The sequence below is a fragment of the Nonomuraea typhae genome, from assembly GCF_009760925.1.
GTDB classification, from domain to species: Bacteria; Actinomycetota; Actinomycetes; order Streptosporangiales; family Streptosporangiaceae; genus Nonomuraea; species Nonomuraea typhae.
Window position 1 is genome coordinate 247176 of record NZ_VRLV01000016.1, and the last position, 22435, is coordinate 269610.

Consider the following 22435-nt stretch of genomic DNA (forward strand, 5'->3'; position numbering starts at 1 on the left):
CTACGGTAGCTAACCTATGACGTTCTTCCCGGGAATTTCAGGAGGGAACCGGTGCGACAGCTGCTGGTGTTCGCCGAGCGTGAGGCGGCTGAGGAGGTGGCCGAGACGCTCGGGGAGTGGCTGGGGGAGGTGCCGAGGGTGGTGCGGGAGACACTGGCCGGTGAGGACGACGCCGAGGACGCGCAGTGGGTGGTCGTGGTGGAGGAGTCGCCGGACGCGCTGGCCGGCAAGGTGGAAGCGCTGGTCGAGGAGTACGACGGGTGGCGCGAGAGCCACTAGGCCGTGGCTTCGGCGGCCTGTTCGCGGCGTTCCTTCTCGGCCAGCGCCTCTGGGCTGGTTCTGGCGTCGTAGCGGCGGAAGGTGGGCAGGGCCGCGGCCAGGGCGGCCACCGCGCCCACGCACAGCAGGCCGCCGGCGCCCAGGGCGAAGCGGGCGCCGCCCAGTGCGCCCATCGCGCCGGCCCGGGCGTTGCCCAGCATCGGGCCGCTGGCGTAGGACAGCAGTTCGATGCCGGCCAGGCGGCCGCGTAGTTCGTTGGGGATGGTCTGGTTCCACATCGTGAGCCGGAAGATGCCGCTGATCATGTCGGCCGCCCCGGCCAGCGCCAGGAAGAAGAACAGGGCGTACATGTTGGGGATCAGCGCGGCCAGGGCCATGGCGGCGCCCCACAGGAGGGCGGCGACGATGACACCCATGCCGTGGCGGTGCACCCGGTTGGTCCAGCGGCCGGTGAGCGAGGCGATCAGGGCGCCGACGGCGCTGGCGGAGTACAGCATGCCCACGGCCTCCGGCGCGCCCAGCTGCTTGGCCAGGAACGGGTAGAGCGCCGTGGACATGGCGAAGAGCATGGCGGCGATGTCGACCAGGTACGTGCCCACGAGGTCCTTGCGGCTCCAGGCGTAGCGCACGCCTTCGAGCAGGGAACGCAGCGAGGCCGGCTGGGCCTCCTCGTGCGGCGGGATGGCGCGGATGCGCCACAACATCACCAGCGACAGCGCGAAGGAGGCCGTGTCGAGCCCGTAGGCCCAGCCGGTGCCGTGGGCGGCGACCAGCCAGCCGCCGAGGGCGGGCGCGACGATGGCGCCGAGGTTCCAGCGCAGGCTGGTCAGCACCGCGGCGGCGGGGAGCTGGTCGTGCCGGACGACCTGCGGGATCAGCGCCTCCAGGCTGGGCCGCTGCAGGCAGGTGAGGCCCATGGCCAGGGCGCCGACCACGTACAGGACCCACACCTGGGGCTCGGGCAGCAGCGCGTTGACGGTCAGCAGGCCGGAGGTGACCAGCAGGCCGATCTCGCTGTAGAGCACGATCTTGCGCCGGTCGAGCGCGTCGGCGATGGCACCACCCCAGAGCCCGCACACGACCATGGGCACGAACTCGGCCAGGCTCATCAAACCGACGGCGAGGTAGCTGCCGGTCAGTTCCATCATCTGGTACGGCAGCGCCACCATGGTGATGAACGTGCCGAACATGGTGATCACACCGGAGGCCATGAGCAGCCGGTAGTCGCGGGAGTCGCGCAACGGGCCGAGATCCGGGGCGATGCGTTTGATGACGGACAACACGAGTGCCCATTGTCCGGGCTATCCGGAGGGGAGCTCAAACCATTTTCCGGGCATGGTACGAACTCCTCCATGGAGTTCTTCTGCTATCACCGTGACCGCCCGTCCTCCGCGGCGCTGCGCGACGAGCTGCTGGAGGCGCACTGGTCGTACATGGACGGGTTCGCCAAGGAGCTGATCGCCCGCGGCCCGACGTTCGAGCGCGGCACCGAGACGGCCTCCGGCAGCGTGCACATCGCCGACCTGCCCGACGCGGCCGCCGCCCGGGCGTTCGCCTTCGACGAGCCCAACTACCAGGCCGGTGTCTACCGGGACGTGCTGGTACGGCGATGGCGCAACGTCCTGGGCCGGACCATGTGGGACTTCCCCGGCGGCAGGGAGGGCGGCAACCGGTACCTGGTCCTGGGCCTGGGCGAGGGGGAGGCGGCCGACCTCGTCCCCGCGCCCGGCCGGGAGGAGCTGATCGCCTATGGGCCGCTGCTGTCCGACGACGGCGGGACCTGGCTGGGTACGGCGGTGCTCATCAGGGCCCCGGACCCGGAGGCGGCCCAAGCGGTCCTGACCCGGGAGCGGTACGCCTCCATCGAGGTCCACGACTGGGAGTTCGGCGGCAGGCGATGAAAGGGGGCGGCCTCCGGCGATGACCGGAGGCCGCCCCACGCGAGCAGGTCAGCCGGGCACCTTGTCCAGGAAGCCCAGGACCCGCTGGATCCGGCCGTCCTCGGCCAGTTCCGCCACGTCGAACCCGACCGCGATCGCCTCGCCTCCGGCGGGCCCGAGGTGCCAGGTGAAGCGGGCGAGGTTGTGGTGGGCGTCGAACACCTCGCCCGGCGTGAACACCAGGCCGGGGAACATCTCCTGCGCTCCGGCGATCACCGCGCTCAGGCCCTCGTGCCCGGCGACGGCGGCCAGCGGGTCGGTGTAGGTGGCGTCCTCGGTGAACACCTCGGCGACGGCCTTGGCGCGGGCCGCGGCGTCGGTCTCGTTCCAGGCGGCCAGGTAACGCTCGACCAGGTTTTCCATGATGACTCTCCTCGGCATTCAGTGACGGGCCTTGCGCAGGCCCACGATCTGCAGTTCGGCGAACACCCCGACGGCCAGCGCCTGCGCGATGGCCCAGACGGCGCCGATCGTGGTGAACTCCAGCAGTCCGAGCACGACGGCGGCGATGCTGCCCAGCGTCCAGGCGACGTTGAGCGCGATGACGATCCGGGTGCCGGCCGGGCTGACCTCGCGCCGGGCCGCCAGCAACGCGACGGCCGCGCCGTACACGAGCAAGAAGGCCCCGAGGCCGCGCAGCAGGCCCGCGTCGGGGCCCAGGAGCTCGCCGATCAGGGGCGCGGCGGCCAGGTAGGCCAGGCCGTTGGCGCCGGTGACGAGGGCGTCCGCGGCGAGCACGGTGCGCAGGAACCTGGCCCGGCCGGCGGTGACGGGAATGGTGGTCATCTCGCAGCTCCTTACGGGTTGTCCTGACACGAGAACCGTGTCATCCCCGGCATAGGGTGCGCGATTACGTGACAGGTAAGGGGAAAGCGCCTCGGGCGCGGCGCGACCCTCGTTACTGTCTGTTTGCATTCAGGCGACCACGAGGAGTGAGTGATGGACTTGCTGGCCCGTGCCCGGGAGCTCAAGCCGGAACTCGTGCACTATGCGACGTCCGGCGGGTTCCGCCGGGAACTGAGCGCCGTGCTCGACCGCTTCTACGCCGGCGGGCAGCCGCAGGACGAGGCGAACGCGTTCCTGCCGGTCGACTACTTCGTCCACCAGCACCGGCTGAGCGGCGGCGAGACGGTCGTGGAGCGGTTCCTGCAGGAGCGGCCCGGCCTGGACGAGACCGATCGGGCGCTGCTGTTGAGCTGGCGGGAGGTCGTCGAGGGCGTCTTCGAGGTGACCGGCTTCGACGGGCCCGCGGTGCGGCTGTTCAACCACGTGGACGAGCTGGCCTATCGCACGCTGTCGAACCTGGGCGAGGAGGCGTTCGCGCCGCTGGAGCCGGGCATGTTCGTGGTCGGCAGGCTGATCCCGCTGGGGCACGACTGGCTGATCAGCGCGACTCCGGCGGTCCACCCGGCCGAGGTCCGGGAGACGCTGATCGCCACGGCCGCGCACGTGGCGCTGGAGAATCCGGCCGCCGCGTTCCGCAATCCCGGCCTGCTGGCCGCCGCCCGGCACGCGCAGGCCGAGCAGCGGCGGTGTTTCATCGCCTACTTCGGCGCCGACCTGGTGGTGCTGCAGGGCGACGAGGTGGCCGACGAGCTCGGCGCCTACCTCGCCTACCAGGCGGAACACCTCGGGGGCGACCCGGTGGAGCCCGAGATCCCGGCGCACGTGAGCGCGGCGGAGACGGTCGCACTGATCTTCGACGAGGCCGAGGGCCTGGGCTACTACGCCGGCTTCGGGCGGCTGGCGGAGATCTTCGAGCGGCCCGATCTGGTGATCCGGCGTGAGGGCCGGGACCTGGTGACGGCCTACCTGAAGGGCGAGGCGGTCTCACCGGTGCCGCTCGTCCGCCTGGCCGAGCGTGACCACGCCAAGGCGAGCGCGGTGTTCGCCAGGCTGCTGGGCCGCTCGGGCTTTCGGTGGGAGCGCAGCGGCCAGGCGCTGCTGCGCACCCACAAGCCGGGCCATTTCGCGGGCCCGCGCCTGCCCACGGTCGTGCCGCGGACCCGTGCGGTCGCCGCGCACCTCGGCGGTTAGGCGCCCAGCACCTCGCGGCGCAGGTGGGTCTTGAGGATCTTGCCGCCGGGGTTGCGGGGCAGCTCGTCCTCGCGGAACCAGTAGTGGTCCGGAATCTTGAACTTGGCGATGCGCTCGGCCAGGAACGCCCGGATCTCCTCCGGAGCGGGGGCCGTGCCCGGCTTGAGGCGCAGCACGGCGCCGACCTCCTCGCCCAGTTCGTCGTGCGGTACCCCGATCACCGCGGCGTCGTCCACGGCCGGGTGCTCGAACAGCGCCGACTCCACCTCGGCGCAGTAGACGTTCTCGCCGCCCCGGATGACCATGTCCTTGGCCCGGTCGACGATGTAGACGAAGCCCTCGTCGTCGACTCTGGCCAGGTCGCCGGTGTGCAGCCAGCCGTTCACGAAGGTCTCGGCGGTGGCCTGCGGCTGGTTCCAGTAGCCCAGGATGACGTTGGGGCCGCGCACGCACAGCTCGCCCACCTCGCCGGCGGGCACCTCCTCGCCGAGCGGGTCGACGACCTTGACGTCCACGACGGCTGAGGGCAGCCCGATGCTGTCGGGCCTGGCCTGGTAGTCGGGGCCGCCGTTGCCGATGGCCAGGGCGGTGGTCTCGGTCATGCCGTAGCCGTTGGAGGCGGCGCGCTCGGGCATGTTCCGGTTGATGCGCTCCAGCAGCTTGGGCGGTGCGGGGGCGCCGCCGTACCCGAGGGTGGTGAGCGAGGACAGGTCGCGCTTGGCGAAGTCGGGATGGGACATCAGCTGCCAGGCGTTGGTGGGCACGCCGATCAGCGTGGTGACCTTCTCGCGCTCGATGAGCTCCATCGCCCGGCCGGGGTCCCACTTGTACATGAGCACCAGGCCGCCACCGGTGAACATGGTGGTGGTCAGCGCGGAGAAGCAGCCGGTGACGTGGAAGAGGGGGACGGTCAGCAGCGTCACGCGGCGCACGCCGGCGGCGGCGCCGATGTCCTTGCCGGCGATGGCGAGCGCGCGCAGCAGGCCGTAGGCGACGGTCATGGGGGACTGGCCGAGGTTGCGGTGGCTGCCGAGCGCGCCCTTGGGGTGGCCGGTGGTGCCGGAGGTGTAGAAGATCGTGGCCGGGTCCTCGGGGGCGAGCTCGACGGCCGGGAGCGTGACGTCCGCGCGGACCTCGCCCATGACCTCGGCGAAGGCCCTGGCCCCCTCGGGAACCTCGCCCCGGGTGACGATGAGCGGGACGCCGGCCGCCGTCAGGCTGGGCGCGCGCTCGCCGTCGGCGATGAGGACCTTGGCGCCGGAGTCGCTGACGCCGTAGGCGAGTTCCTGCTGCGTCCACCACGCGTTGAGGGGTACGGCTATCGCCCCCGCGGCCAGCGCGGCGGAGAACGAGATCACCCATTCGGGGTAGTTGCGCATGGCGATGGCCACCCGGTCGCCCTTGGCCACGCCGTACTCCTCGACGAGCCGGTTGGCCAGGGTGGCCGCCCGCCGGAAGTGCTCCTCGTAGGTGATGTGCTCGTCGTCGTAGACGAGGAACTCCTTGTCGCCGTGGAAGCGGCTCATCTCCAGCAACGCCCGGAAGTGCCCGGGCGCGTGCTTCCACGTGCGGATCCCCGTGTCCCCGATCTCCTCGGTCTCGAAAAGCTGACCGGGGCCGGTGAGCTGGGCTTGGACCTGGGCGTGAGTGATGGTCATGCGCAGAACTCCCGCAGAAGTTTGGCGATCCGGATAAGTCACAGTACCGACCGGTACGTAGATGACGCCAGAGCCTTGTTCTGTGAGTGGTTATACAGTCGATGGGCGATTTGTCCGATCTCATCATGTGGACGGAAAGGGTGTCCTGGCTTGCATATTCATCCTCCGGAGTGCATCATCTTTCTCAGCAAGAACATGAGCTTGAATGCATGAACATGCAGGAGGTTGGGATGAAGGCGGCGATCGCCGGAGCCAGCGGCTACGCCGGGGGAGAGCTGCTCCGCCTCCTGCTCGGCCACCCGAAGCTGCAGATCGGCGCACTCACCGCGGCGGCCAGCGCGGGCACCGCGCTCGGCGCCCACCAGCCGCACCTGCCCCAGCTCGCCGGCCGGGTCATCGAGGAGACCAGCGCCGCGACCCTCGCCGGGCACGACGTCGTCTTCCTGGCCCTGCCGCATGGCCATTCGGCCGCCGTCGCCGCCGGGCTCGGCCCCGGCACCATCGTCGTCGACTGCGGCGCCGACCACCGCCTGACCGACCCCGCCGCCTGGCAGGAGTTCTACGGCGGCGCCCACGCCGGAAGCTGGCCGTACGGCCTGCCGGAACTTCCCGGCCAGCGCGAGCTGCTCAAGGACGCCACGCGCATCGCCGTCCCCGGCTGCTACCCCACCGCCGTCGCCCTGGCCCTCTTCCCCGCCTTCGCCGCCGGGCTGGCCGAGCCCGAGGTGGTCGTCGTCGCCGCCTCCGGCACCAGCGGCGCCGGCAAGTCGCTCAAGCCGAACCTGCTGGGCAGCGAGGTCATGGGCGCGGTCAGCGCCTACGGGGTGGGCGGGGTGCACCGGCACACGCCCGAGATGGAGCAGAGCCTGGCCGCCGTGGCGGGCACGCCGGTCCGGGTCTCCTTCACCCCGACACTGGCCCCGATGAGCCGCGGCATCCTGGCCACCTGTACGGCTCCCGCCGTACCCGGACTGACCGGGCAGGCGCTGCGCGCGGCCTACCACGAGGCGGTGGCCACCGAGCCGTTCCTCACCCTGCTGCCGGAGGGCGTCTGGCCTTCCACCGCGATGACCTACGGCGCCAACACCGCCGCCCTGCAGGTGACGCTCGACGAGCGCGCCGGGCGCGTGATCGCCGTCATCGCCATCGACAACCTCACCAAGGGCACCGCCGGGGGCGCGATCCAGAGCGTGAACCTCGCCCTCGGCCTGCCGGAAGAGCTCGGCCTTCCCCTGACAGGAGTTGCTCCATGACCGTGACTGAGCGCAGCGAAGGCACCAATGAACACAGTACTTTTGTGACGCTCATGCGTCCGGCGAAGGAGGATGCATGAGCGTCACCGCCCCATTGGGCTTCAAGGCTGCCGGTGTTGCCGCGGGCATCAAGGCCAGCGGCCACCGCGACCTTGCGCTGGTCGTCAACGAGGGACCCTCGCGCGCCGCCGCGGGCGTCTTCACCGCCAACCGCGTGAAGGCCGCCCCCGTGCTCTGGTCGCAGCAGGTCCTGCGTGGCGGCCGGGTGCGCGCGGTCGTGCTGAACTCCGGCGGCGCCAACGCCTGCACCGGGCCCGAGGGCTTCCAGGACACCCACGCCACCGCCGAGAAGACGGCCGAGGCGCTCCAGGACTCCGCGGGGGAGATCGCGGTCTGCTCGACCGGCCTGATCGGCGAGCGGCTGCCCATGGAAGCGCTGCTCGGCGGGGTCGAGACGGCCGCCGAGCAGCTCTCCCGCGACGGCGGCCTGGCCGCGGCCGACGCGATCAGGACCACCGACACGGTCTCCAAGATCTCCTTCAAGCGAGGCGAGGGCTACATGGTCGGCGGCATGGCCAAGGGCGCGGGCATGCTCGCCCCGGCCCTGGCCACGATGCTGGTCGTGCTGACCACGGACGCCGACGTCTCCAGCGAGGACCTCGACGCCGTGCTGCGGCGGGCCACGGCCAAGACGTTCGACCGCCTGGACGGCGACGGCTGCATGTCCACCAACGACACCGTGCTGCTGCTGGCCTCGGGCGCCACCGGGGTGAAGCCGGATCTGGCGGAGTTCGCGGCGAAGGTCACCGAGGTCTGCGCGGACCTGGCCCGGCAGCTTCTCGTGGACGCCGAGGGCGCCTCGAAGGCCATCGCCATCGAAGTCGTCGGCGCCGCCTCCGAGCGGGACGCGGTGACCGTCGGCCGGGCGGTGTCGCGCTCGAACCTGCTCAAGTGCGCCATCCACGGAGAGGACCCCAACTGGGGCCGGGTGCTGGCCGCGGTCGGCACCACCGACGCCGTCTTCGAGCCCGAGCGCCTCAACGTCGCCATCAACGGCGTGTGGATCTGCCGGGGCGGCTCCGTCGGCGACGATCGCGCCAAGGTGGACATGCGTCCGCGCGACGTCACCATCACCGTCGACCTGTCGGCCGGCAGCCAATCGGCCACGATCCACACCACCGACCTGACCGCCGACTACGTGCACGAGAACTCGGCCTATTCCTCATGAGGGCGGACAACGCGCACACCAAGGCGGCGGCGCTGATCGAGGCGCTGCCGTGGCTGGCCCGCTTCCAGGGCGCCACGGTCGTCATCAAGTACGGTGGCAACGCCATGACCGAAGAGTCACTCAAAGCGGGATTCGCGGAGGACGTCGTCTTCCTGCGTTATGCCGGGCTCAAGCCCGTCGTCGTGCACGGCGGCGGCCCGCAGATCAGCAAGGCGCTGGACCTGCACGGCATCGAGTCGGTTTTCACCGCCGGGCTCCGCGTCACCTCGCCCGAGGCCATGGACGTCGTCAGGATGGTCCTGGTCGGCCAGGTCAACCGCGAGATCGTCGGCCTGGTCAACCGGCACGGCCCGCTCGCGGTCGGCATGTCCGGCGAGGACGCCAACCTGTTCACCGCCGAGCGCGCGCACGCCGTGGTCGACGGCGTGAAGGTGGACATCGGCCAGGTCGGCGACATCGTCCACGTCGACCCCGGCGCCCTCAACGCGCTCCTGGCGGACGGCCGCATCCCGGTCGTCTCCAGCGTCGCCCGCGGCACGGACGGCGAGATCTTCAACGTCAACGCCGACACCGCCGCCGCCGCGCTGGCGGTGGCCCTGAAGGCGGAGAAGCTCATCGTCCTGACCGACGTCGAAGGACTGTACGCCAACTGGCCCGAGTCCACCGAGGTCATCGACAAGCTCAAGGCCGCCGAGCTCGAAGCCCTGATGCCCACCCTGTCCAGCGGCATGGTGCCCAAGATGGGGGCCTGCCTGAGCGCCGTCCAGGGCGGCGTGACCCACGCCCACGTCCTCGACGGCCGCGTCCCCCACTCCCTGCTGCTCGAGATCTTCACCGACGAAGGAATCGGAACGATGGTGATGCCCTGATGTCGCTTTTCGAGAGGTTCGAAAAGTCGTTCATGCCGAACTATGGCGTGCCCCCCGTCGCCCTGGCCCGCGGCGCGGGCACCAAGGTGTGGGACGTCGACGGCAAGGAGTACCTCGACTTCATCGGCGGCATCGCGGTCAGCTCCCTCGGCCACGCCCACCCGGCGCTGGTCGAGGCGGTCTCCCGGCAGGTCGCCACCATCGCCCACACCTCCAACCTGTTCCTGCACGAGCCCGAGGTGCTGCTCGCGGAGAAGCTCCTCGCCCTGCTCAAGGAACCCGCCAAGATCTTCCTCGCCAACTCCGGCGCCGAGGCCAACGAGGCCGCCTACAAGCTCGCCGTGAAATACGGCAGGCAGGAAGGCCGCAACTACTTCGTCGCCGCCGAGAACGGCTTCCACGGCCGTACCATCGGCGCCCTGTCCCTGACCGGCAAACCGGCCATCCGCGAACAGTTCGGCCCGTTCCCCGTCAAGGTCAAGTTCGTCCCGTACGGCGACGCCGAGGCGTTGCGCGAGGCGGTCACCGGCGAGTGCAGCGCGGTCTTCCTGGAGCCCACCCAGGGCGAGGCCGGCGTCGTGCCGCCCCCGGACGGCTACTTCGCGGCCGTGCGCGAGATCTGCGACTCCACCGGTGCCCTCATGGTCGCCGACGAGATCCAGTCGGCGATCGGCCGCACCGGCCACTGGTTCGCCCACCAGGCCGACGGCGTCGTGCCCGACATCCTCACGCTGGCCAAGGGCCTGGGCGGCGGCCTGCCCATCGGCGCCTGCATCGGCTTCGGCGACGCCGGGCGCCTGTTCGCCAAGGGCGACCACGGCTCGACCTTCGGCGGCAACCCGGTCTCCTGCGCGGCCGCCCTGGCCGTGCTGGACAACGTGGACCTCGAGCACGTGCAGAAGGTCGCCGTCCAGCTCCGCACCGGGCTCGAGGCGATCGAGCACCCGCTGCTGAAGGGGGTGCGCGGGCGCGGCCTGTGGCTGGCCGCCGTCCTGGCGGCAGACGCCTCCGCCGCCGTGCAGCAGGCCGCCGCCGAGGCGGGCTTCCTGGTCAACGCCCTGCAGCCGGACGCGGTACGGCTGGCGCCCCCGCTGGTCGTCACCGACGACGAGGTCCAGACCTTCGTAGCGGCATTCCCCGACATCCTCACGAAGGCCGCGAAATGACGCGACATTTCCTGAGAGATGATGATTTGTCGCCCGCGGAGCAGGCTGAGGTGCTGGAGCTGGCCGCGGCCATGAAGAAGGACCGCTTCGGCTACCGCCCCTTCGAGGGGCCGAAGACCGTCGCGGTGCTCTTCGACAAGCCCTCCACCCGGACCCGGATCTCCTTCGCCGTCGGCATCGGCGAACTCGGCGGCCTGCCGCTGGTCATCGACGGCGGCAGTTCCCAGATGGGCCGCGGCGAGCTCATCGAGGACACCGCCCGGGTCCTGGAGCGCCAGTGCGCCGCCATCGTCTGGCGCACCGCCGGGCAGGAACGCATCGAGGCCATGGCCGAGGGCACCGCGGTGCCGGTCGTCAACGCGCTGACCGACGCGTTCCACCCGTGCCAGATCCTCGCCGACCTGCAGACCGTCCAGGAGCGTTTCGGGGCGCTGAAGGGCCTGACGCTCACCTACCTGGGCGACGGCGCCAACAACATGGCCCACTCCTACCTGCTGGGCGGCGCGACCGCCGGGATGCACGTGCGGATCGGCGCCCCGGCCGGATTCCAGCCCGACGCGGTCATTCTGGACCGCGCGGCGGCGATCGCCGCCACGACCGGCGGCTCGGTGGTGTCGCTGAGCGATCCGGACGCGGCCGCGAAGGGCGCGCACGTGGTCGCCACCGACACCTGGGTCTCCATGGGCCAGGACGGCAAGGACGAGCGGGTCGCCGCCCTCCTGCCCTACCAGGTCAACGCCGAGCTCGTCGCGAACGCGGCCGACGACGCGGTCATTCTGCACTGTTTGCCCGCTTATCGTGAGTACGAGATCACCGCCGAGGTGCTCGACGGACCGCAGAGCGCCGTCTGGGACCAGGCGGAGAACCGGCTGCACGCCCAGAAGGCTCTGCTCCACTGGTTGGTGAACACCTGACATGACCATTCCGATGACCAAGGCCGCGCGCCAGGCGAAGATCACCGAGCTGCTCCAGCGGCAGGCCGTGCGCTCCCAGCCGGAGCTGGCCAAGCTGCTGGCGGAAAGCGGCGTCGAGGTCACCCAGGCCACGCTCTCCCGGGACCTCGACGAACTCGGCGCGCTCAAGCTGCGTGCCGAGGACGGCTCGCTGGTGTACGCGCTGCCAGGCGAGGGCGGCGGGCGCATCCCGCTGGCCCGCCTCGGCACCGGCGAGACCCCGGCGGCCCGTCTGCACCGCATCGCCGAGGAACTGCTCGTCTCGGCCGAGGCCAGCGCCAACCTGGTCATCGTGAAGACCCCGCCGGGCGCGGCGCAGTTCCTCGCCTCGGCCATCGACCACGCCGACTGGGAGTCGATCCTCGGCTGCGTGGCCGGCGACGACACCGTCCTCGTCATCTCCCGCGACCCGCAGGGCGGCGCCGGCGTGGCCGGGGCACTGCTGAAGGTGGCCGACCGACGAAGCTAGCCCGCTCACCCGCGGGCTGCGCCGTACCACCTCAGTTTTCCGATCTTTGGAGTCACCCATGACCGAGAGAGTCGTCCTCGCCTACTCCGGGGGCCTCGACACCTCCGTCGCCATCCCGTACCTCGCCGAGAAGATGAACGCCGAGGTGATCGCCGTCGCGGTCGACCTCGGCCAGGGCGGCGAGGACATGGACACCATCCAGAAGCGCGCGATCGAGTGCGGCGCCGTCGAGTCCGTCGTCGTGGACGCCAAGGAGGAGTTCGCCGCCGACTTCTGCGTCCCCGCGCTGCGCGCCAACGCGCTCTACATGGACCGCTACCCGCTGGTCTCCTCGCTGTCGCGGCCGCTCATCGTCAAGCACCTGGTCAGTACGGCGAAGCAGGTCAACGGGACCGTCGTCTCCCACGGCTGCACCGGCAAGGGCAACGACCAGGTCCGCTTCGAGGCCGGGCTGGCCGCGCTGGCCCCCGACCTCAAGGTCGTCGCGCCCGCCAGGGACTTCGCCTGGACCCGCGACAAGGCCATCGACTACGCCGAGGCGAAGAACCTGCCGATCGAGACCACCAAGAAGAACCCGTTCTCCATCGACCAGAACCTGTGGGGCCGCGCCGTCGAGACCGGCTTCCTGGAGGACATCTGGAACGGTCCCACCGAAGAGGTCTACTCCTACACCGCCGACCCGGCCCAGCCGCGCGCGGCCGACGAGGTGGTCATCACCTTCGCGGGCGGCGTGCCGGTCAAGCTGGACGGGCGGGCGCTGACGCCGTACCAGATCATCGCCGAGATGAACGCGCGCGCAGGAGCGCAGGGCGTGGGCCGCATCGACATGGTCGAGGACCGGCTGGTCGGCATCAAGTCGCGCGAGGTGTACGAGGCGCCGGGGGCCGTCGCGCTCATCGCCGCGCACATGGAGCTGGAGAACGTCACCGTCGAGCGGGACCTGGCGCGCTTCAAGCGCGGGGTGGACCAGCGGTGGAGCGAGCTGGTCTACGACGGGCTCTGGTTCTCGCCGCTCAAGGACGCGCTCGACGCGCTGATCGGCGACGCCCAGAAGTACGTCAGCGGCGACATCCGGATGACGTTGCACGCCGGCAGGGCCGTGGTCACCGGCCGGCGTTCCGAGGAGTCGCTGTACGACTTCTCGCTGGCCACCTACGACACCGGTGACACGTTCGACCAGTCGCTGGCCAAGGGGTTCGTGCAGCTGTTCTCGCTTCCGGCGAAGATCGCGGCCGCTCGGGACGCCAAGCACACCTGAGGTGCACTATGGTCGCGGAGGACTTCGCAGTGGAGATTGAGGAGCTGACGGTGAGTGATGGTAAGCCGATGAGGCTGTGGGGCGGGCGCTTCGAAGGTGGTCCGGCCGACGCGCTCACCCGGCTGTCGGTGAGCGTGCACTTCGACTGGCGGCTGGTGCCGTACGATCTGGCCGCGTCCAGGGCGCACGCGCGGGTCCTGCACCGGGCGGGGCTGCTGACCGAAGACGAGCTCGAGCGCATGATCGGCGCGCTCGACGACCTGGAGCGCGCGTGCAAGGCCGGTGAGTTCCGGCCCACCGTCGCCGACGAGGACGTGCACACCGCCCTCGAACGCGGCCTGCTGGAGCGGCTCGGCTCGCTCGGCGGCAAGCTGCGCGCCGGACGCTCGCGCAACGACCAGATCGCCACCGACCTGCGCCTGTACCTGCGCGACCACGCGCGCACGATCGTCTCCCGCCTCGTGGAGCTGGAGACCGCGCTCATGGCGCAGGCGGCTACGCACGCCGAGACCGCCGCGCCCGGCATGACGCACCTGCAGCACGCCCAGCCGGTCTCCTTCGGCCACCAGCTGCTGGCCCACGTGCACGCCTTCGCCCGCGACATCGACCGGATCATCGACTGGGACAAGCGCGCCGCCGTCTCCCCGCTCGGCGCCGGCGCGCTGGCCGGCTCGTCGCTGCCGCTCGACCCCGAGGCGGTCGCCGAGGAGCTGGGCTTCGCCTCGGCCGCGCCCAACTCCATGGACGCCGTGGCCGACCGCGACTTCGCCGCCGAGTTCCTCTTCGACGCCGCCATGATCGGCGTGCACCTGTCGCGGCTGGGCGAGGAGATCGTCCTGTGGGCCTCGCAGGAGTTCCGCTGGATCGAGATGGACGACGCCTACTCCACCGGCTCGTCGATCATGCCGCAGAAGAAGAACCCCGACGTGGCCGAGCTGGCCCGCGGCAAGTCCGGCCGCCTCATCGGCAACCTGATGTCCCTCCTGACCGTGCTGAAGGGGCTGCCGCTCACCTACAACCGCGACCTGCAGGAGGACAAGGAGCCGGTCTTCGACTCCGTGGACACGCTCCTGCTCGTCCTGCCCGCGATGGCCGGGCTCGTGGCCACCATGCGGGTCAACACCGCCCGCCTGCAGGCCACCGCCTCCGACGGCTTCGCCCTGGCCACCGACCTGGCCGAGCTGCTGGTCCGCAGGGGCGTCGCCTTCCGCGAGGCGCACGAGGCCGTCGGCCACCTGGTCGTGTACTGCCAGGTCAACGACGTCGAGCTCGGTGACGTCGGCGACGAGGAACTGCTCAAGGTCTCGCCGCACCTGACCCCGGACGTGCGCGACGTCCTCAACGTGCCCGGCGCCCTGGCCGCCCGCAAGGCGCCCGGCGGCACCGCGCCCGACCGGGTGCGCGACCAGCTCACCGCGCTGCGCGAGACCGTCGACGGCCAGGCCGCATGGGCGGCGGGCTCCTGAAACCACTGCCGCGCGCCTTCTTCGACCGGCCCTCCCACGTGGTCGCGCCCGAGCTGCTCGGGCGCGTGCTCGTGCACGGTCCCGTCTCCCTGCGGCTGACCGAGGTCGAGGCGTACGGCGGGCCGGGCGAGGACCCGGCGGCCCACACCTACCGGGGCAAGACGCCCAGGAACGCGGTGATGTTCGGGCCGCCGGGGCACCTGTACGTGTACTTCACCTACGGGATGCACTACTGCGCGAACCTGGTGTGCCTGCCGGAGGAACACGGCTCGGCGGTGCTGCTGCGGGCCGGGGAGATCGTCGAAGGGCTGCCCCTGGCCCGGGAACGGCGCGTGAAGGCGAGCGACCGGGATCTGGCCCGTGGGCCCGCCCGGCTGGCGGTGGCTCTCGGGCTGCATCGGGAGCACAACGGGCTCGACGCGATCCGGGATTTCTCCGGGAACGGGACGCTGGCCGTACTGGAGGGAGAGCCCGCCGATCCGGCCCGTGTCCGGTCGGGGCCGCGCACCGGGATCTCCGTGGCCAAGGAGACCCCGTGGCGGTTCTGGATCGACGGCGACCCGACCGTCTCGCCCTACAAGGCTCACGTGCCCCGGCGGCGCAGTGCGGCGGCCACCTCCGTGGGGGACGCGCCCAGCTCGTGAGGGCTGAAGATGTGCAGGTGGTCGCCGGTGTCGATCTCCAGCATCTCGGTACGCCGGCCGAACCTGGTCCGGACGTCGACCGTGACGTCCCGGATCTGCTCCCACGGCACGTGGCGCCGGCCCGCGTAGCCGTGGACGACCGTGATGCCGCTTTCGTCGGCGCGCAGCCGTACCGGGACCAGGACGTCGCGCAGCGCCATCGCGCCGATCAGCAACGTCGCCGGAACGGCCAGGATCACGCCGCGCGTATCGTGCTGCAGCCACCAATAGACCGTGAGTGCCGCACACACCACAGCCCCTAGGATCTTCAGTGCGGCCAGCTCGCGACGGACCTTCCACATGGAGACCGAGCGTATCCAAGTGGCGCGCATCCGTATGGATCGGGCAGGCTGAAGAGCCACGCAACCTACTCACGGGAAAGCCGAGATCGTGACCGACATCCTGGATGACCTCGCCTGGCGCGGGCTGATCGCGCAGTCCACCGACCTCGACGCTCTGCGCGCGTCGCTGGCCGAGGGTCCGGTTACGGCCTATTGCGGCTTCGACCCCACCGCGCCCTCCCTGCACGTCGGCAACCTCGTGCCGCTGTTCACGCTCGCCCGCTTCCAGCAGGCGGGCAACCGGGCCATCGGCCTGGTCGGCGGCGCCACCGGCCTCATCGGCGACCCCGGCGGCCGCAGCACCGAGCGGGCCCTGAACCCGGTCGAGGTCGTGGCCGAATGGGTGGCCAAGATCCGCGTCCAGGTGGAGCGCTTCCTCGACCTGTCCGACGAGGCGCGCGGCGTCATGGTGAGCAACCTCGACTGGACCGCTGAGCTGTCGGCCATCGACTTCCTGCGCGACGTCGGCAAGCACTTCCCGGTCAACCGCATGCTGGCCCGTGACGTCGTCGCGACGCGGCTGGCGGGAGAGGGGCTCAGCTACACCGAGTTCAGCTACCAGCTCCTGCAGTCCAACGACTACGCCGAGCTCTACCGCCGCTACGGCTGCACGCTGCAGCTCGGCGGCAGCGACCAGTGGGGCAACATCACCGCCGGGGTGGACTACATCCGGCGCGTCGAGGGCGCCCACGTGCACGCGCTGACGGTGCCGCTGATCACGAAGGCCGACGGCACCAAGTTCGGCAAGACCGCCGGCGGCGCGGTATGGCTCAACCCCGAGATGACCTCGCCGTACGCCTTCTACCAGTTCTGGCTCAACGCCGACGACCGCGACATCGTGAAGTTCCTCAAGATCTACAGCTTCCGGAGCCGCGAGGAGATCGAGGAACTGGAGAAGGCCGTGGCCGAGCGGCCGTTCGCGCGCGAGGCGCAGCGGGCGCTGGCCGAGGAGTTCACCACGCTGCTGCACGGCGCCGACGAGCTGGCCAAGGTGGTGGCGGCCTCCAAGGCGCTGTTCGGGCAGGGGTCGCTGGAGGAGCTGGACGCCGCCACGCTGGGCGCGGCGCTGGCCGAGGTGCCGCTCGCCAAGGTGGCCGCGGTCGGCCTGCCGTACGTCGACCTGATGGCCGAGAGCGGGCTGGTGGAGTCCAAGTCGGCGGCGCGGCGGGCGGTCAAGGAGGGCGGCGCCTACCTCAACAACGTGAAGATCACGGATGAGGCGTTCGTGCCGTCCGCCGGCGACCTGCTGCAAGGGCGGTTCATGGTGCTGCGGCGCGGCAAGAAGTCGATCGGCGGCGTCGAGGTCGGCTGATCACCCGTGCGGCCCGCCCCTTTTCCGAGGGGCGGGCCGCTGCGTTTCAGTGGCGGCCCTCTTCCGGCTCGTCGGCGTTGAGCGGGGTCACCTGGCCGGCCGGGCTCTGCCCGCGGGGCCTGGTGCGCTCGCCGCGGGCCAGCGCCGCCGTGTCCGGGTAGTCGGTCACGAAGGCGTCCACCCCGAGGTCCAGATGGGCCCGGTACTCAGCCAGCGCGTCACCGTGCTCGGTCGGCACGGCGCCCCGGCGCAGCTGCAGCGGGAGGTACTGGTTCTCGCTGCGGAAGGTGTAGACGCCGATCTTCAGCCCCGCCTTGTGCGCGTCGGCGACCAGGGTGGTGGGCTGCCCGGTGCTGCCGTCCGGGTTGAGGGGGACGGCCGAGGACTTGTCCGGTCCGATCCACTGGGCGTACTGGGCGATCTTCGCCAGCCCCTCGGGCTTCATCATGTCCGCATATGTCGTCGGATCTCCGGCCGCCTTCAGGTCGTACGGCTGGCCCGTCGTCCCCAGCGCCTGCCACAGCGGCACGCGCAGCGCCCCGGCCACCCGCTTCAGGCTCGACGGCTCGAACGACTGCACGACCACGGGACCCCGCGGCCGGTTCAGCCCGTTGCGCCGGACGGTCGCGATCAACGGCTCCTCCAGCGGCAGCCCGATCGAGCGGAAGTACGTGGGGTGCTTGGTCTCGGGGAAGACCCCGACCTGCCGGCCGTACTGCTGGGAGAGCTTCTTGGCCAGGTCGAGCACCTCCTGGAAGGTCATCACCTGGTAGTAGCCGTTGTAGACGGTGTTGCGCTGGCGGACGGCCGGCAGCCGCTCCACCGCGCGCAGCGTCTTGAGCTCGGCCAGCGTGAAGTCCTCGGTGAACCAGCCGCTCACACTGCGCCCGTCCACGATCTTGGTGGTCCTGCGCGCGGCGAACTCCGGCCGCAGTGAGACGTCGGTGGTGCCGGAGATCTCGTTCTCGTGCCGGACCACGAGCGCATGGTCCTTGGTGGGCACCAGGTCGGGCTCGATCCAGTCGGCGCCCATGGCCACCGCCAGCTCGTAGCTGCCCTGGGTGTGCTCGGGACGGTGCCCGGCCGAGCCGCGGTGACCGATGACGATCACCTGCGAGCGGTCCGGGCGGTGGTCGGCGGCTGCGCTCGTCCCCGCTCCCGCGAGAGGGGTGAGGAGGGCGAGCGTGGCCGCTGCGATCTTTCGCACGTGGAACTCCCTGCGGCGCCAGTGCCGGAGACCCTCACCGGTCGATCACCGCGGCGATTATGGTAAGGACCGAAATCCCCATATGGGCCAATAATCGGGAAACTTCTGGTGACGTGATGCGGTGGCGCGATACTCCAGGCATGACGTTCTGGACGTCGAACGCGCCCGCGCTCATCGCGCTCGGCGGGGTCCTGGCCGGGCTGATCGCGGGCTTCTTCCAATGGCGGGGCAACCTGCGGCAGCAGCGGGCGCTGGAGGAGCGCGCGGCCCTCGTGGCGGCGTTGCGCCACCTGAAGATTCTTGACATGTCGCAGCCACTGGACCTGGAAAACCTCTACGTCCAGGTGCGCCTCCGGGAGGAGGAGCCGCCGCCGTACCTGCGCGGCCTCGTGTCTGGTGGGGACGCCCAGGGTCCGGCTGCCGTGGCTGCGGGGGCGGATCGTGGCCGATGTGGTGGCCGTGCTGCGCCAATCCATGGACTTTCCCATCGCGGATCAATGCGCGCAGCTCTTGGTAGACATCGGAGGGGAGGAGACCACCGACGTCCTGTTCGAGATCGCCGCGGACATGGATAGGCGGAGGGCGAGTGGGCAGATTGGGGCGATCGTGGCACTGGGGCACTCCCCGGACGGCCGGAGTCGGCGCACGCCTGCTGGCTCTGGCCAAACGGGAGCCTAGGCTGCTGGACTGGGTGGCCGTCCCTCTTGGTCAATTGAAGTACCCGCCTGCCGAGGAATTCCTTCTCTCCCGCCTGCGTCATGCGTCGACCACCGGTCTGGCCATTGGGCTGGAACTCCTGGGCTCGGGGCGGGCGATACACGTGCTTGTCGAGACCGCTTTGGAATCAGGGGACGGCTCGTCCGATCGCCGGCACTTCCCGCCCTATCTGAACTTCCCCATCGACGAAGAGGCCGCCACCATGGCGCTCTCCGCGCTGTCGGAGAGCAGAACGCCACGCGAACTGACCGATGTCTTCGCCTACATCGCCGCGAACGGCCTAGGGCCGCGTATCGCCGGCCACATTCTCGCGATGCATCGCAACGGGAAACTGGCGGGGAACAGATCCGTCCGGGTGCAGGCATTGCGTGCGGTCATCGACACAGAAAATGCGAACACCGCTGTGGACCTCCTCCGGGACGGGATAGCTGGATGGCAGCAAGCCGATGAGATGGTCGCGGCGCTGGAAGCGGTGGCCGATCGGGTCCAGGAGCCGCTGATCGCCATGTTGTCGAGCGCGGACGTGGAGACCAGAGCAGCGATGATCACCGGCCTCTCCTCATGGGAGAGGGAGGACACCATCCTTCGCGCGGCCATCGCCGACCGGCTGGAGGCCGAGCCTGTCGAAACCCTTCGTATCGAACTCGCGATGATGCTGGCCAACTGGAACGACTTCGCCGGTCTTCCTGTTCTCCAGCGGGCACTGGCCGGCGGCTGGGTGCCGAGTAAACGCATTGGCGACAGCTGGGAGGTCACTCCACTCCGTGCCGCGTTGATCAAACGTGCTGAAGAGGCGGTCGAGTCGGGGAGGGGACGCGAAGGAGCCCGCATTCTCGAAACTCTCGTTCCCTGCCCTTCCCCGGACATCGCGCGCCTCATTTTGGAGCACCACGACGCCTGGGATGCGGACGACTTCAACCTCGAGTCCCATCTCGAGAATCTTCCGCACAGCCTGGTCGATCTCGCGCTCGACCGCGTGGAGGAGGTGCGGATGTACAACCCCCTGCTGACGCAGGCGCTGTCGCGCAATCAGGCCGGCTTCGATCAGTTCCTCCGGCTCCTCCGGCTCAGCCTCGAACATGAGTGGGCCCGCAGGCCCTTGCTCGGGATGAGCAGGAAATCCGGCGTCCGCGTCTTCGCCGACGGCCGGATCGTCCCGATCCAGCAGATCAGGACCGAATGAACAACGCCACCGTCAGCCCGGGGATCTCCGCGGAATGCCAGGCCGACGCCTGCTCGAACCCCGCCCGCCGTACCGCCTCGATCCGCGGCAACGTCGCCGTCTTGGCCCCTCGCCACACCATCCACACCCTTTGGCGCCCTTCCAGCACCGCGGCGACGTCGTCCCTTTCCGGAAAGGCGAATCCGTGCGCCTCCGGCTCACGCGACACCAGCAGCACGTCGTCGGGCAGCGGCTTCTTCGCGTAATACAGCACGCCTTTGCGCTCCGAACTCTGCCCATAAACGAGCGCGTCGCCTGGCTGCGTCTTGATGCGGGCGACGGCGCCGGGGAAATCGGCGTACCGGCCGTTGTAGTCGCGCACGTCCGCCTGGGCCGGTACGGCCAGCACGATCGTCACCACCGTCAGCGCCGCCGCCGCGGCCACCGGCATCCGGGGCACGGACGCCACCGCGATCCCCGCCAGAAGGGCGAGCGCCGGAGCGGTGACGAACAAGTAGCGATCCACATACACAGGTGTCACCAGATGGGACACCGCCAGCAGAAGAACGGGCGGCAGCACCAGCCAGGCCACCAGCGCCCACGCCACCCGGTCCTTGCGGATGAACCAGTACGCCGCCGCCCCGGCCAGCGCCACCGCGAACAGCAGCAGGCCGACCTCCATCGAGTCCGCCGCCATCTTCGGGAACTTCAGCAGCACCTCCGGCCCGCGTTGCGGGATCCAGCTGATCGCGTGCCGCTCGCCGTACCCGATCAACCCGAGGGCGACGGCGGGCAGGCCGCCCACGGCCAGGGCGGCGAGCATGGGCATCCACGTCGTGCGGCGGGCGAGCAGCAGGTGCGCGGGCAAGGTGAGGACGGCGAACAGGTGCGTGCAGCAGATCAGCGCGACCGCGCCGCCGTAGAGGACCCAGCGGCTGGTACGGCGGGGCTCGTCGAGAGCGCGGAGCAGGGCCCAGAAGGCGAGGACCACCGCGGCGGCGGCGAACGCGTAGGAACGGGCGAAGGCCCCGTAGTAGGAGACGGAGGGCAGTGCCGCGAACAGGGCCGTGGCGGTGACGCCCGCGGTCGTGCTGTGCAGGCGGCGGCCGAGGTCGGTCAGGAACCAGGCGGCGACGCCGATCGCGATGGCCGACGGGAGGCGGATCCAGAGTTCGGCGGTGCCGGCCTTCACCCACAGGTGCATGAAGAGGTAGTAGGGGAGGAAATGCCCGTCTATCTGCTGGGACAACTCCCACAAGCCGCCGATTGAGCGCTGCGCGGCACTGATCGTGGCGAGTTCGTCGCCGTTGAGGGTGGCGGCTCCGGAACCGGAGATCGCCACCGCGAACGCGAGCGCGGCCATCAGCCAGGCCGGCCAGGCGAGCGTGCGGGTCGCCGGCGGGGCCGTGCGGATGATGGTGGCAGTCACCGGGGAAAGAATACGCTTGGATCATGACTGACGTGATCGTGTTCGATCTATACGGCGTTATCGCCCATCCGCACTCGGAGCAGGCGGAAAGCGACATCGCGGCACTGGCGGGGGTTCCGAAGGAGGCGTTCTGGGAGGCGTACTGGGCCTGCCGGCCCGAGTACGACCTGGGGCTCGACGGCGGCGCTTACTGGGATAACGTCGCCCGGCGGCTCGGCACGCGGTTCCCCGACCTCGCGACGCTGACCGAGACCGACGTGGGGGCGTTATCGCACTCGGATCCGGAGATGGTGGCCCTGGTGGAAGACCTGGCCAGGGAAGGGCGCACGCTGGGGATCCTGTCGAACATCGTCGAGGACGTGGTCCCGGTGTGGGAGAAACAGGAGTGGATGAAGCACTTCTCCGTCCGGACGTACTCCTGCCGGATCGGGGTGATCAAGCCGGATCCGCGGGCCTATGAGGCGGTGGCGCGGGACCTGGGGGTCGAGGTGGGGCAGATTCTCTTCTTCGACGACCGGGAGGAGAACGTGCTCGCCGCGCGGTCGGCGGGGATGGTGGCGGAGGTGTTCACGTCGGCCGCGCAGGTGCGCGAGGTCGTCGGGACGATGCCTCCGACGTGGTGATTTGACGTGGGGCGAATGGCGATCTAATCTTTGTGTTCGCCCCGGGAGCGAGCCGGACGTCGTCTCAGACGGACGGGCCCCAGGGTGAGACCCTTGAGACTCCGTCTCGGGTGCGGACGAAGAACCACCGGAAAATTCGGTTGATTCGACACGCCCATGATGGCACGGTATGTTTTCTGGGGTTTCCGCCTGTACGGAATTTGTTTGGACGTCAAATCCCAGCGATTTGACAGAGAACAAAGCAGGTGGAACACTAAAGGCACAACGAAAAACGAACGAACGCCGGAAAACGCGTCCGTTTCTTGAGAACTCAACAGTGTGTTAAAAGCCAGTGCATGAAGTATCTCATGCAACACCTCGTCAAACAGTGGTTTGATGATGAGTT

At 70.1% G+C, this 22435-nt stretch carries 24 protein-coding genes; 16 read left to right on the forward strand and 8 right to left on the reverse strand.

The features are described from left to right. Positions 1-51: 51 nt before the first annotated feature. Positions 52-279 (forward strand): hypothetical protein, encoded by a 228-nt coding sequence (locus FVE25_RS43350; protein WP_157253336.1) that lies wholly within the window; start codon positions 52-54, stop codon positions 277-279. Here FVE25_RS43350 and FVE25_RS43355 read toward each other — a convergent pair. Next, positions 276-1562 carry an MFS transporter gene (locus FVE25_RS43355; protein WP_246268361.1) on the reverse strand — a complete coding sequence of 429 codons (1287 nt, stop codon included), beginning with the start codon at positions 1560-1562 and terminating at the stop codon, positions 276-278. The genes FVE25_RS43350 and FVE25_RS43355 overlap by 4 nt on opposite strands. A gap of 69 nt (positions 1563-1631) precedes the next feature. Here FVE25_RS43355 and FVE25_RS43360 point away from each other — a divergent pair, with 69 nt between their 5' ends. Continuing rightward, positions 1632-2180 carry a YciI family protein gene (locus FVE25_RS43360; RefSeq protein ID WP_157253337.1) on the forward strand — a complete coding sequence of 183 codons (549 nt, stop codon included), beginning with the start codon at positions 1632-1634 and terminating at the stop codon, positions 2178-2180. Between the two features lie 48 nt (positions 2181-2228). Here the strand turns inward: FVE25_RS43360 and FVE25_RS43365 are convergent, their stop codons facing one another. Beyond that, positions 2229-2582 carry a nuclear transport factor 2 family protein gene (locus FVE25_RS43365; protein WP_157253338.1) on the reverse strand — a complete coding sequence of 118 codons (354 nt, stop codon included), beginning with the start codon at positions 2580-2582 and terminating at the stop codon, positions 2229-2231. An 18-nt stretch (positions 2583-2600) separates the two neighbouring features. Then, a complete protein-coding gene (locus FVE25_RS43370) occupies positions 2601-3005 on the reverse strand; it encodes a hypothetical protein (protein WP_157253339.1) in 405 nt (134 codons plus the stop codon). A 153-nt stretch (positions 3006-3158) separates the two neighbouring features. Here FVE25_RS43370 and FVE25_RS43375 point away from each other — a divergent pair, with 153 nt between their 5' ends. Then, positions 3159-4256, forward strand: a complete 1098-nt coding sequence (locus FVE25_RS43375; RefSeq protein ID WP_157253340.1) for a hypothetical protein — start codon at positions 3159-3161, stop codon at positions 4254-4256. On the opposite strand, the gene FVE25_RS43380 is transcribed toward FVE25_RS43375, so the two are convergent. Further along, positions 4253-5914, reverse strand: a complete 1662-nt coding sequence (locus FVE25_RS43380; RefSeq protein ID WP_157253341.1) for a class I adenylate-forming enzyme family protein — start codon at positions 5912-5914, stop codon at positions 4253-4255. The two genes, FVE25_RS43375 and FVE25_RS43380, sit on opposite strands and share 4 nt — an antisense overlap. A gap of 215 nt (positions 5915-6129) precedes the next feature. On the opposite strand from FVE25_RS43380, the gene argC reads away from it, so the two are divergent. The 9 genes from argC (at position 6130) to FVE25_RS43425 (ending at position 15220) form a co-directional block, all read left to right on the forward strand. After that, a complete protein-coding gene (gene argC, locus FVE25_RS43385; protein ID WP_246268371.1) occupies positions 6130-7167 on the forward strand; it encodes an N-acetyl-gamma-glutamyl-phosphate reductase in 1038 nt (345 codons plus the stop codon). Between the two features lie 76 nt (positions 7168-7243). Further along, complete coding sequence (gene argJ / locus FVE25_RS43390) at positions 7244-8395, forward strand: bifunctional glutamate N-acetyltransferase/amino-acid acetyltransferase ArgJ (RefSeq protein WP_157253343.1); 1152 nt, start codon at positions 7244-7246, stop codon at positions 8393-8395. After that, positions 8392-9264: an acetylglutamate kinase gene (gene argB, locus FVE25_RS43395; RefSeq protein WP_157253344.1), complete on the forward strand. Its 873-nt coding sequence runs from the start codon at positions 8392-8394 to the stop codon at positions 9262-9264. The genes argJ and argB overlap by 4 nt, the downstream gene beginning before the upstream one ends. Beyond that, complete coding sequence (locus tag FVE25_RS43400; protein ID WP_157253345.1) at positions 9264-10430, forward strand: acetylornithine transaminase; 1167 nt, start codon at positions 9264-9266, stop codon at positions 10428-10430. The genes argB and FVE25_RS43400 overlap by 1 nt, the downstream gene beginning before the upstream one ends. Further along, the gene (gene argF / locus FVE25_RS43405; RefSeq protein WP_157253346.1) at positions 10427-11344 is read left to right on the forward strand and encodes an ornithine carbamoyltransferase; all 918 of its coding nucleotides are present in this window, start codon (positions 10427-10429) and stop codon (positions 11342-11344) included. The genes FVE25_RS43400 and argF overlap by 4 nt, the downstream gene beginning before the upstream one ends. Position 11345: 1 nt before the next feature. Then, positions 11346-11852, forward strand: a complete 507-nt coding sequence (locus FVE25_RS43410) for an arginine repressor (RefSeq protein ID WP_157253347.1) — start codon at positions 11346-11348, stop codon at positions 11850-11852. Between the two features lie 58 nt (positions 11853-11910). Further along, complete coding sequence (locus FVE25_RS43415; protein ID WP_157253348.1) at positions 11911-13110, forward strand: argininosuccinate synthase; 1200 nt, start codon at positions 11911-11913, stop codon at positions 13108-13110. An 8-nt stretch (positions 13111-13118) separates the two neighbouring features. Continuing rightward, on the forward strand, positions 13119-14576 hold the full coding sequence (gene argH / locus FVE25_RS43420; protein ID WP_425489525.1) for an argininosuccinate lyase: 1458 nt from the start codon (positions 13119-13121) through the stop codon (positions 14574-14576). Continuing rightward, positions 14558-15220 carry a DNA-3-methyladenine glycosylase gene (locus FVE25_RS43425; protein ID WP_157253349.1) on the forward strand — a complete coding sequence of 221 codons (663 nt, stop codon included), beginning with the start codon at positions 14558-14560 and terminating at the stop codon, positions 15218-15220. The genes argH and FVE25_RS43425 overlap by 19 nt, the downstream gene beginning before the upstream one ends. On the opposite strand, the gene FVE25_RS43430 is transcribed toward FVE25_RS43425, so the two are convergent. After that, a complete protein-coding gene (locus FVE25_RS43430) occupies positions 15160-15561 on the reverse strand; it encodes a PH domain-containing protein (protein WP_157253350.1) in 402 nt (133 codons plus the stop codon). The genes FVE25_RS43425 and FVE25_RS43430 overlap by 61 nt on opposite strands. An 88-nt stretch (positions 15562-15649) precedes the next feature. Here FVE25_RS43430 and tyrS point away from each other — a divergent pair, with 88 nt between their 5' ends. Continuing rightward, positions 15650-16912 carry a tyrosine--tRNA ligase gene (tyrS, locus tag FVE25_RS43435; protein ID WP_157253351.1) on the forward strand — a complete coding sequence of 421 codons (1263 nt, stop codon included), beginning with the start codon at positions 15650-15652 and terminating at the stop codon, positions 16910-16912. A gap of 46 nt (positions 16913-16958) precedes the next feature. On the opposite strand, the gene FVE25_RS43440 is transcribed toward tyrS, so the two are convergent. Beyond that, positions 16959-18119 carry a glycerophosphodiester phosphodiesterase gene (locus tag FVE25_RS43440; RefSeq protein WP_157253352.1) on the reverse strand — a complete coding sequence of 387 codons (1161 nt, stop codon included), beginning with the start codon at positions 18117-18119 and terminating at the stop codon, positions 16959-16961. Positions 18120-18259: 140 nt separating this feature from the next. Here FVE25_RS43440 and FVE25_RS43445 point away from each other — a divergent pair, with 140 nt between their 5' ends. After that, positions 18260-18694 carry a hypothetical protein gene (locus FVE25_RS43445; RefSeq protein WP_157253353.1) on the forward strand — a complete coding sequence of 145 codons (435 nt, stop codon included), beginning with the start codon at positions 18260-18262 and terminating at the stop codon, positions 18692-18694. A gap of 116 nt (positions 18695-18810) precedes the next feature. Beyond that, positions 18811-20019 (forward strand): hypothetical protein, encoded by a 1209-nt coding sequence (locus FVE25_RS43450; RefSeq protein WP_157253354.1) that lies wholly within the window; start codon positions 18811-18813, stop codon positions 20017-20019. Here the strand turns inward: FVE25_RS43450 and FVE25_RS43455 are convergent. Then, the gene (locus FVE25_RS43455) at positions 20006-21427 is read right to left on the reverse strand and encodes a glycosyltransferase family 39 protein (RefSeq protein WP_246268363.1); all 1422 of its coding nucleotides are present in this window, start codon (positions 21425-21427) and stop codon (positions 20006-20008) included. The two genes, FVE25_RS43450 and FVE25_RS43455, sit on opposite strands and share 14 nt — an antisense overlap. A gap of 23 nt (positions 21428-21450) precedes the next feature. Here FVE25_RS43455 and FVE25_RS43460 point away from each other — a divergent pair, with 23 nt between their 5' ends. After that, complete coding sequence (locus FVE25_RS43460) at positions 21451-22050, forward strand: HAD family hydrolase (RefSeq protein ID WP_157253355.1); 600 nt, start codon at positions 21451-21453, stop codon at positions 22048-22050. Between the two features lie 23 nt (positions 22051-22073). Here the strand turns inward: FVE25_RS43460 and FVE25_RS54675 are convergent. Continuing rightward, on the reverse strand, positions 22074-22435 hold a 362-nt coding region (locus FVE25_RS54675; RefSeq protein ID WP_219825911.1), incomplete at its 5' end, for a hypothetical protein.

What these genes read in the sequence shown, in the direction of transcription:
- FVE25_RS43360 (WP_157253337.1), top strand. Translation starts at nt 1,632, where the DNA reads ATGGAGTTCTTCTGCTATCACCGTGACCGCCCGTCCTCCGCGGCGCTG.
- FVE25_RS43365 (WP_157253338.1), bottom strand. Translation starts at nt 2,582, where the DNA reads ATGGAAAACCTGGTCGAGCGTTACCTGGCCGCCTGGAACGAGACCGAC.
- FVE25_RS43370 (WP_157253339.1), bottom strand. Translation starts at nt 3,005, where the DNA reads ATGACCACCATTCCCGTCACCGCCGGCCGGGCCAGGTTCCTGCGCACC.
- FVE25_RS43375 (WP_157253340.1), top strand. Translation starts at nt 3,159, where the DNA reads ATGGACTTGCTGGCCCGTGCCCGGGAGCTCAAGCCGGAACTCGTGCAC.
- FVE25_RS43380 (WP_157253341.1), bottom strand. Translation starts at nt 5,914, where the DNA reads ATGACCATCACTCACGCCCAGGTCCAAGCCCAGCTCACCGGCCCCGGT.
- argC (WP_246268371.1), top strand. Translation starts at nt 6,130, where the DNA reads ATGCAGGAGGTTGGGATGAAGGCGGCGATCGCCGGAGCCAGCGGCTAC.
- argJ (WP_157253343.1), top strand. Translation starts at nt 7,244, where the DNA reads ATGAGCGTCACCGCCCCATTGGGCTTCAAGGCTGCCGGTGTTGCCGCG.
- argB (WP_157253344.1), top strand. Translation starts at nt 8,392, where the DNA reads ATGAGGGCGGACAACGCGCACACCAAGGCGGCGGCGCTGATCGAGGCG.
- FVE25_RS43400 (WP_157253345.1), top strand. Translation starts at nt 9,264, where the DNA reads ATGTCGCTTTTCGAGAGGTTCGAAAAGTCGTTCATGCCGAACTATGGC.
- argF (WP_157253346.1), top strand. Translation starts at nt 10,427, where the DNA reads ATGACGCGACATTTCCTGAGAGATGATGATTTGTCGCCCGCGGAGCAG.
- FVE25_RS43410 (WP_157253347.1), top strand. Translation starts at nt 11,346, where the DNA reads ATGACCATTCCGATGACCAAGGCCGCGCGCCAGGCGAAGATCACCGAG.
- FVE25_RS43415 (WP_157253348.1), top strand. Translation starts at nt 11,911, where the DNA reads ATGACCGAGAGAGTCGTCCTCGCCTACTCCGGGGGCCTCGACACCTCC.
- argH (WP_425489525.1), top strand. Translation starts at nt 13,119, where the DNA reads ATGGTCGCGGAGGACTTCGCAGTGGAGATTGAGGAGCTGACGGTGAGT.
- FVE25_RS43425 (WP_157253349.1), top strand. Translation starts at nt 14,558, where the DNA reads ATGGGCGGCGGGCTCCTGAAACCACTGCCGCGCGCCTTCTTCGACCGG.
- FVE25_RS43430 (WP_157253350.1), bottom strand. Translation starts at nt 15,561, where the DNA reads ATGTGGAAGGTCCGTCGCGAGCTGGCCGCACTGAAGATCCTAGGGGCT.
- FVE25_RS43445 (WP_157253353.1), top strand. Translation starts at nt 18,260, where the DNA reads ATGACGTTCTGGACGTCGAACGCGCCCGCGCTCATCGCGCTCGGCGGG.
- FVE25_RS43460 (WP_157253355.1), top strand. Translation starts at nt 21,451, where the DNA reads ATGACTGACGTGATCGTGTTCGATCTATACGGCGTTATCGCCCATCCG.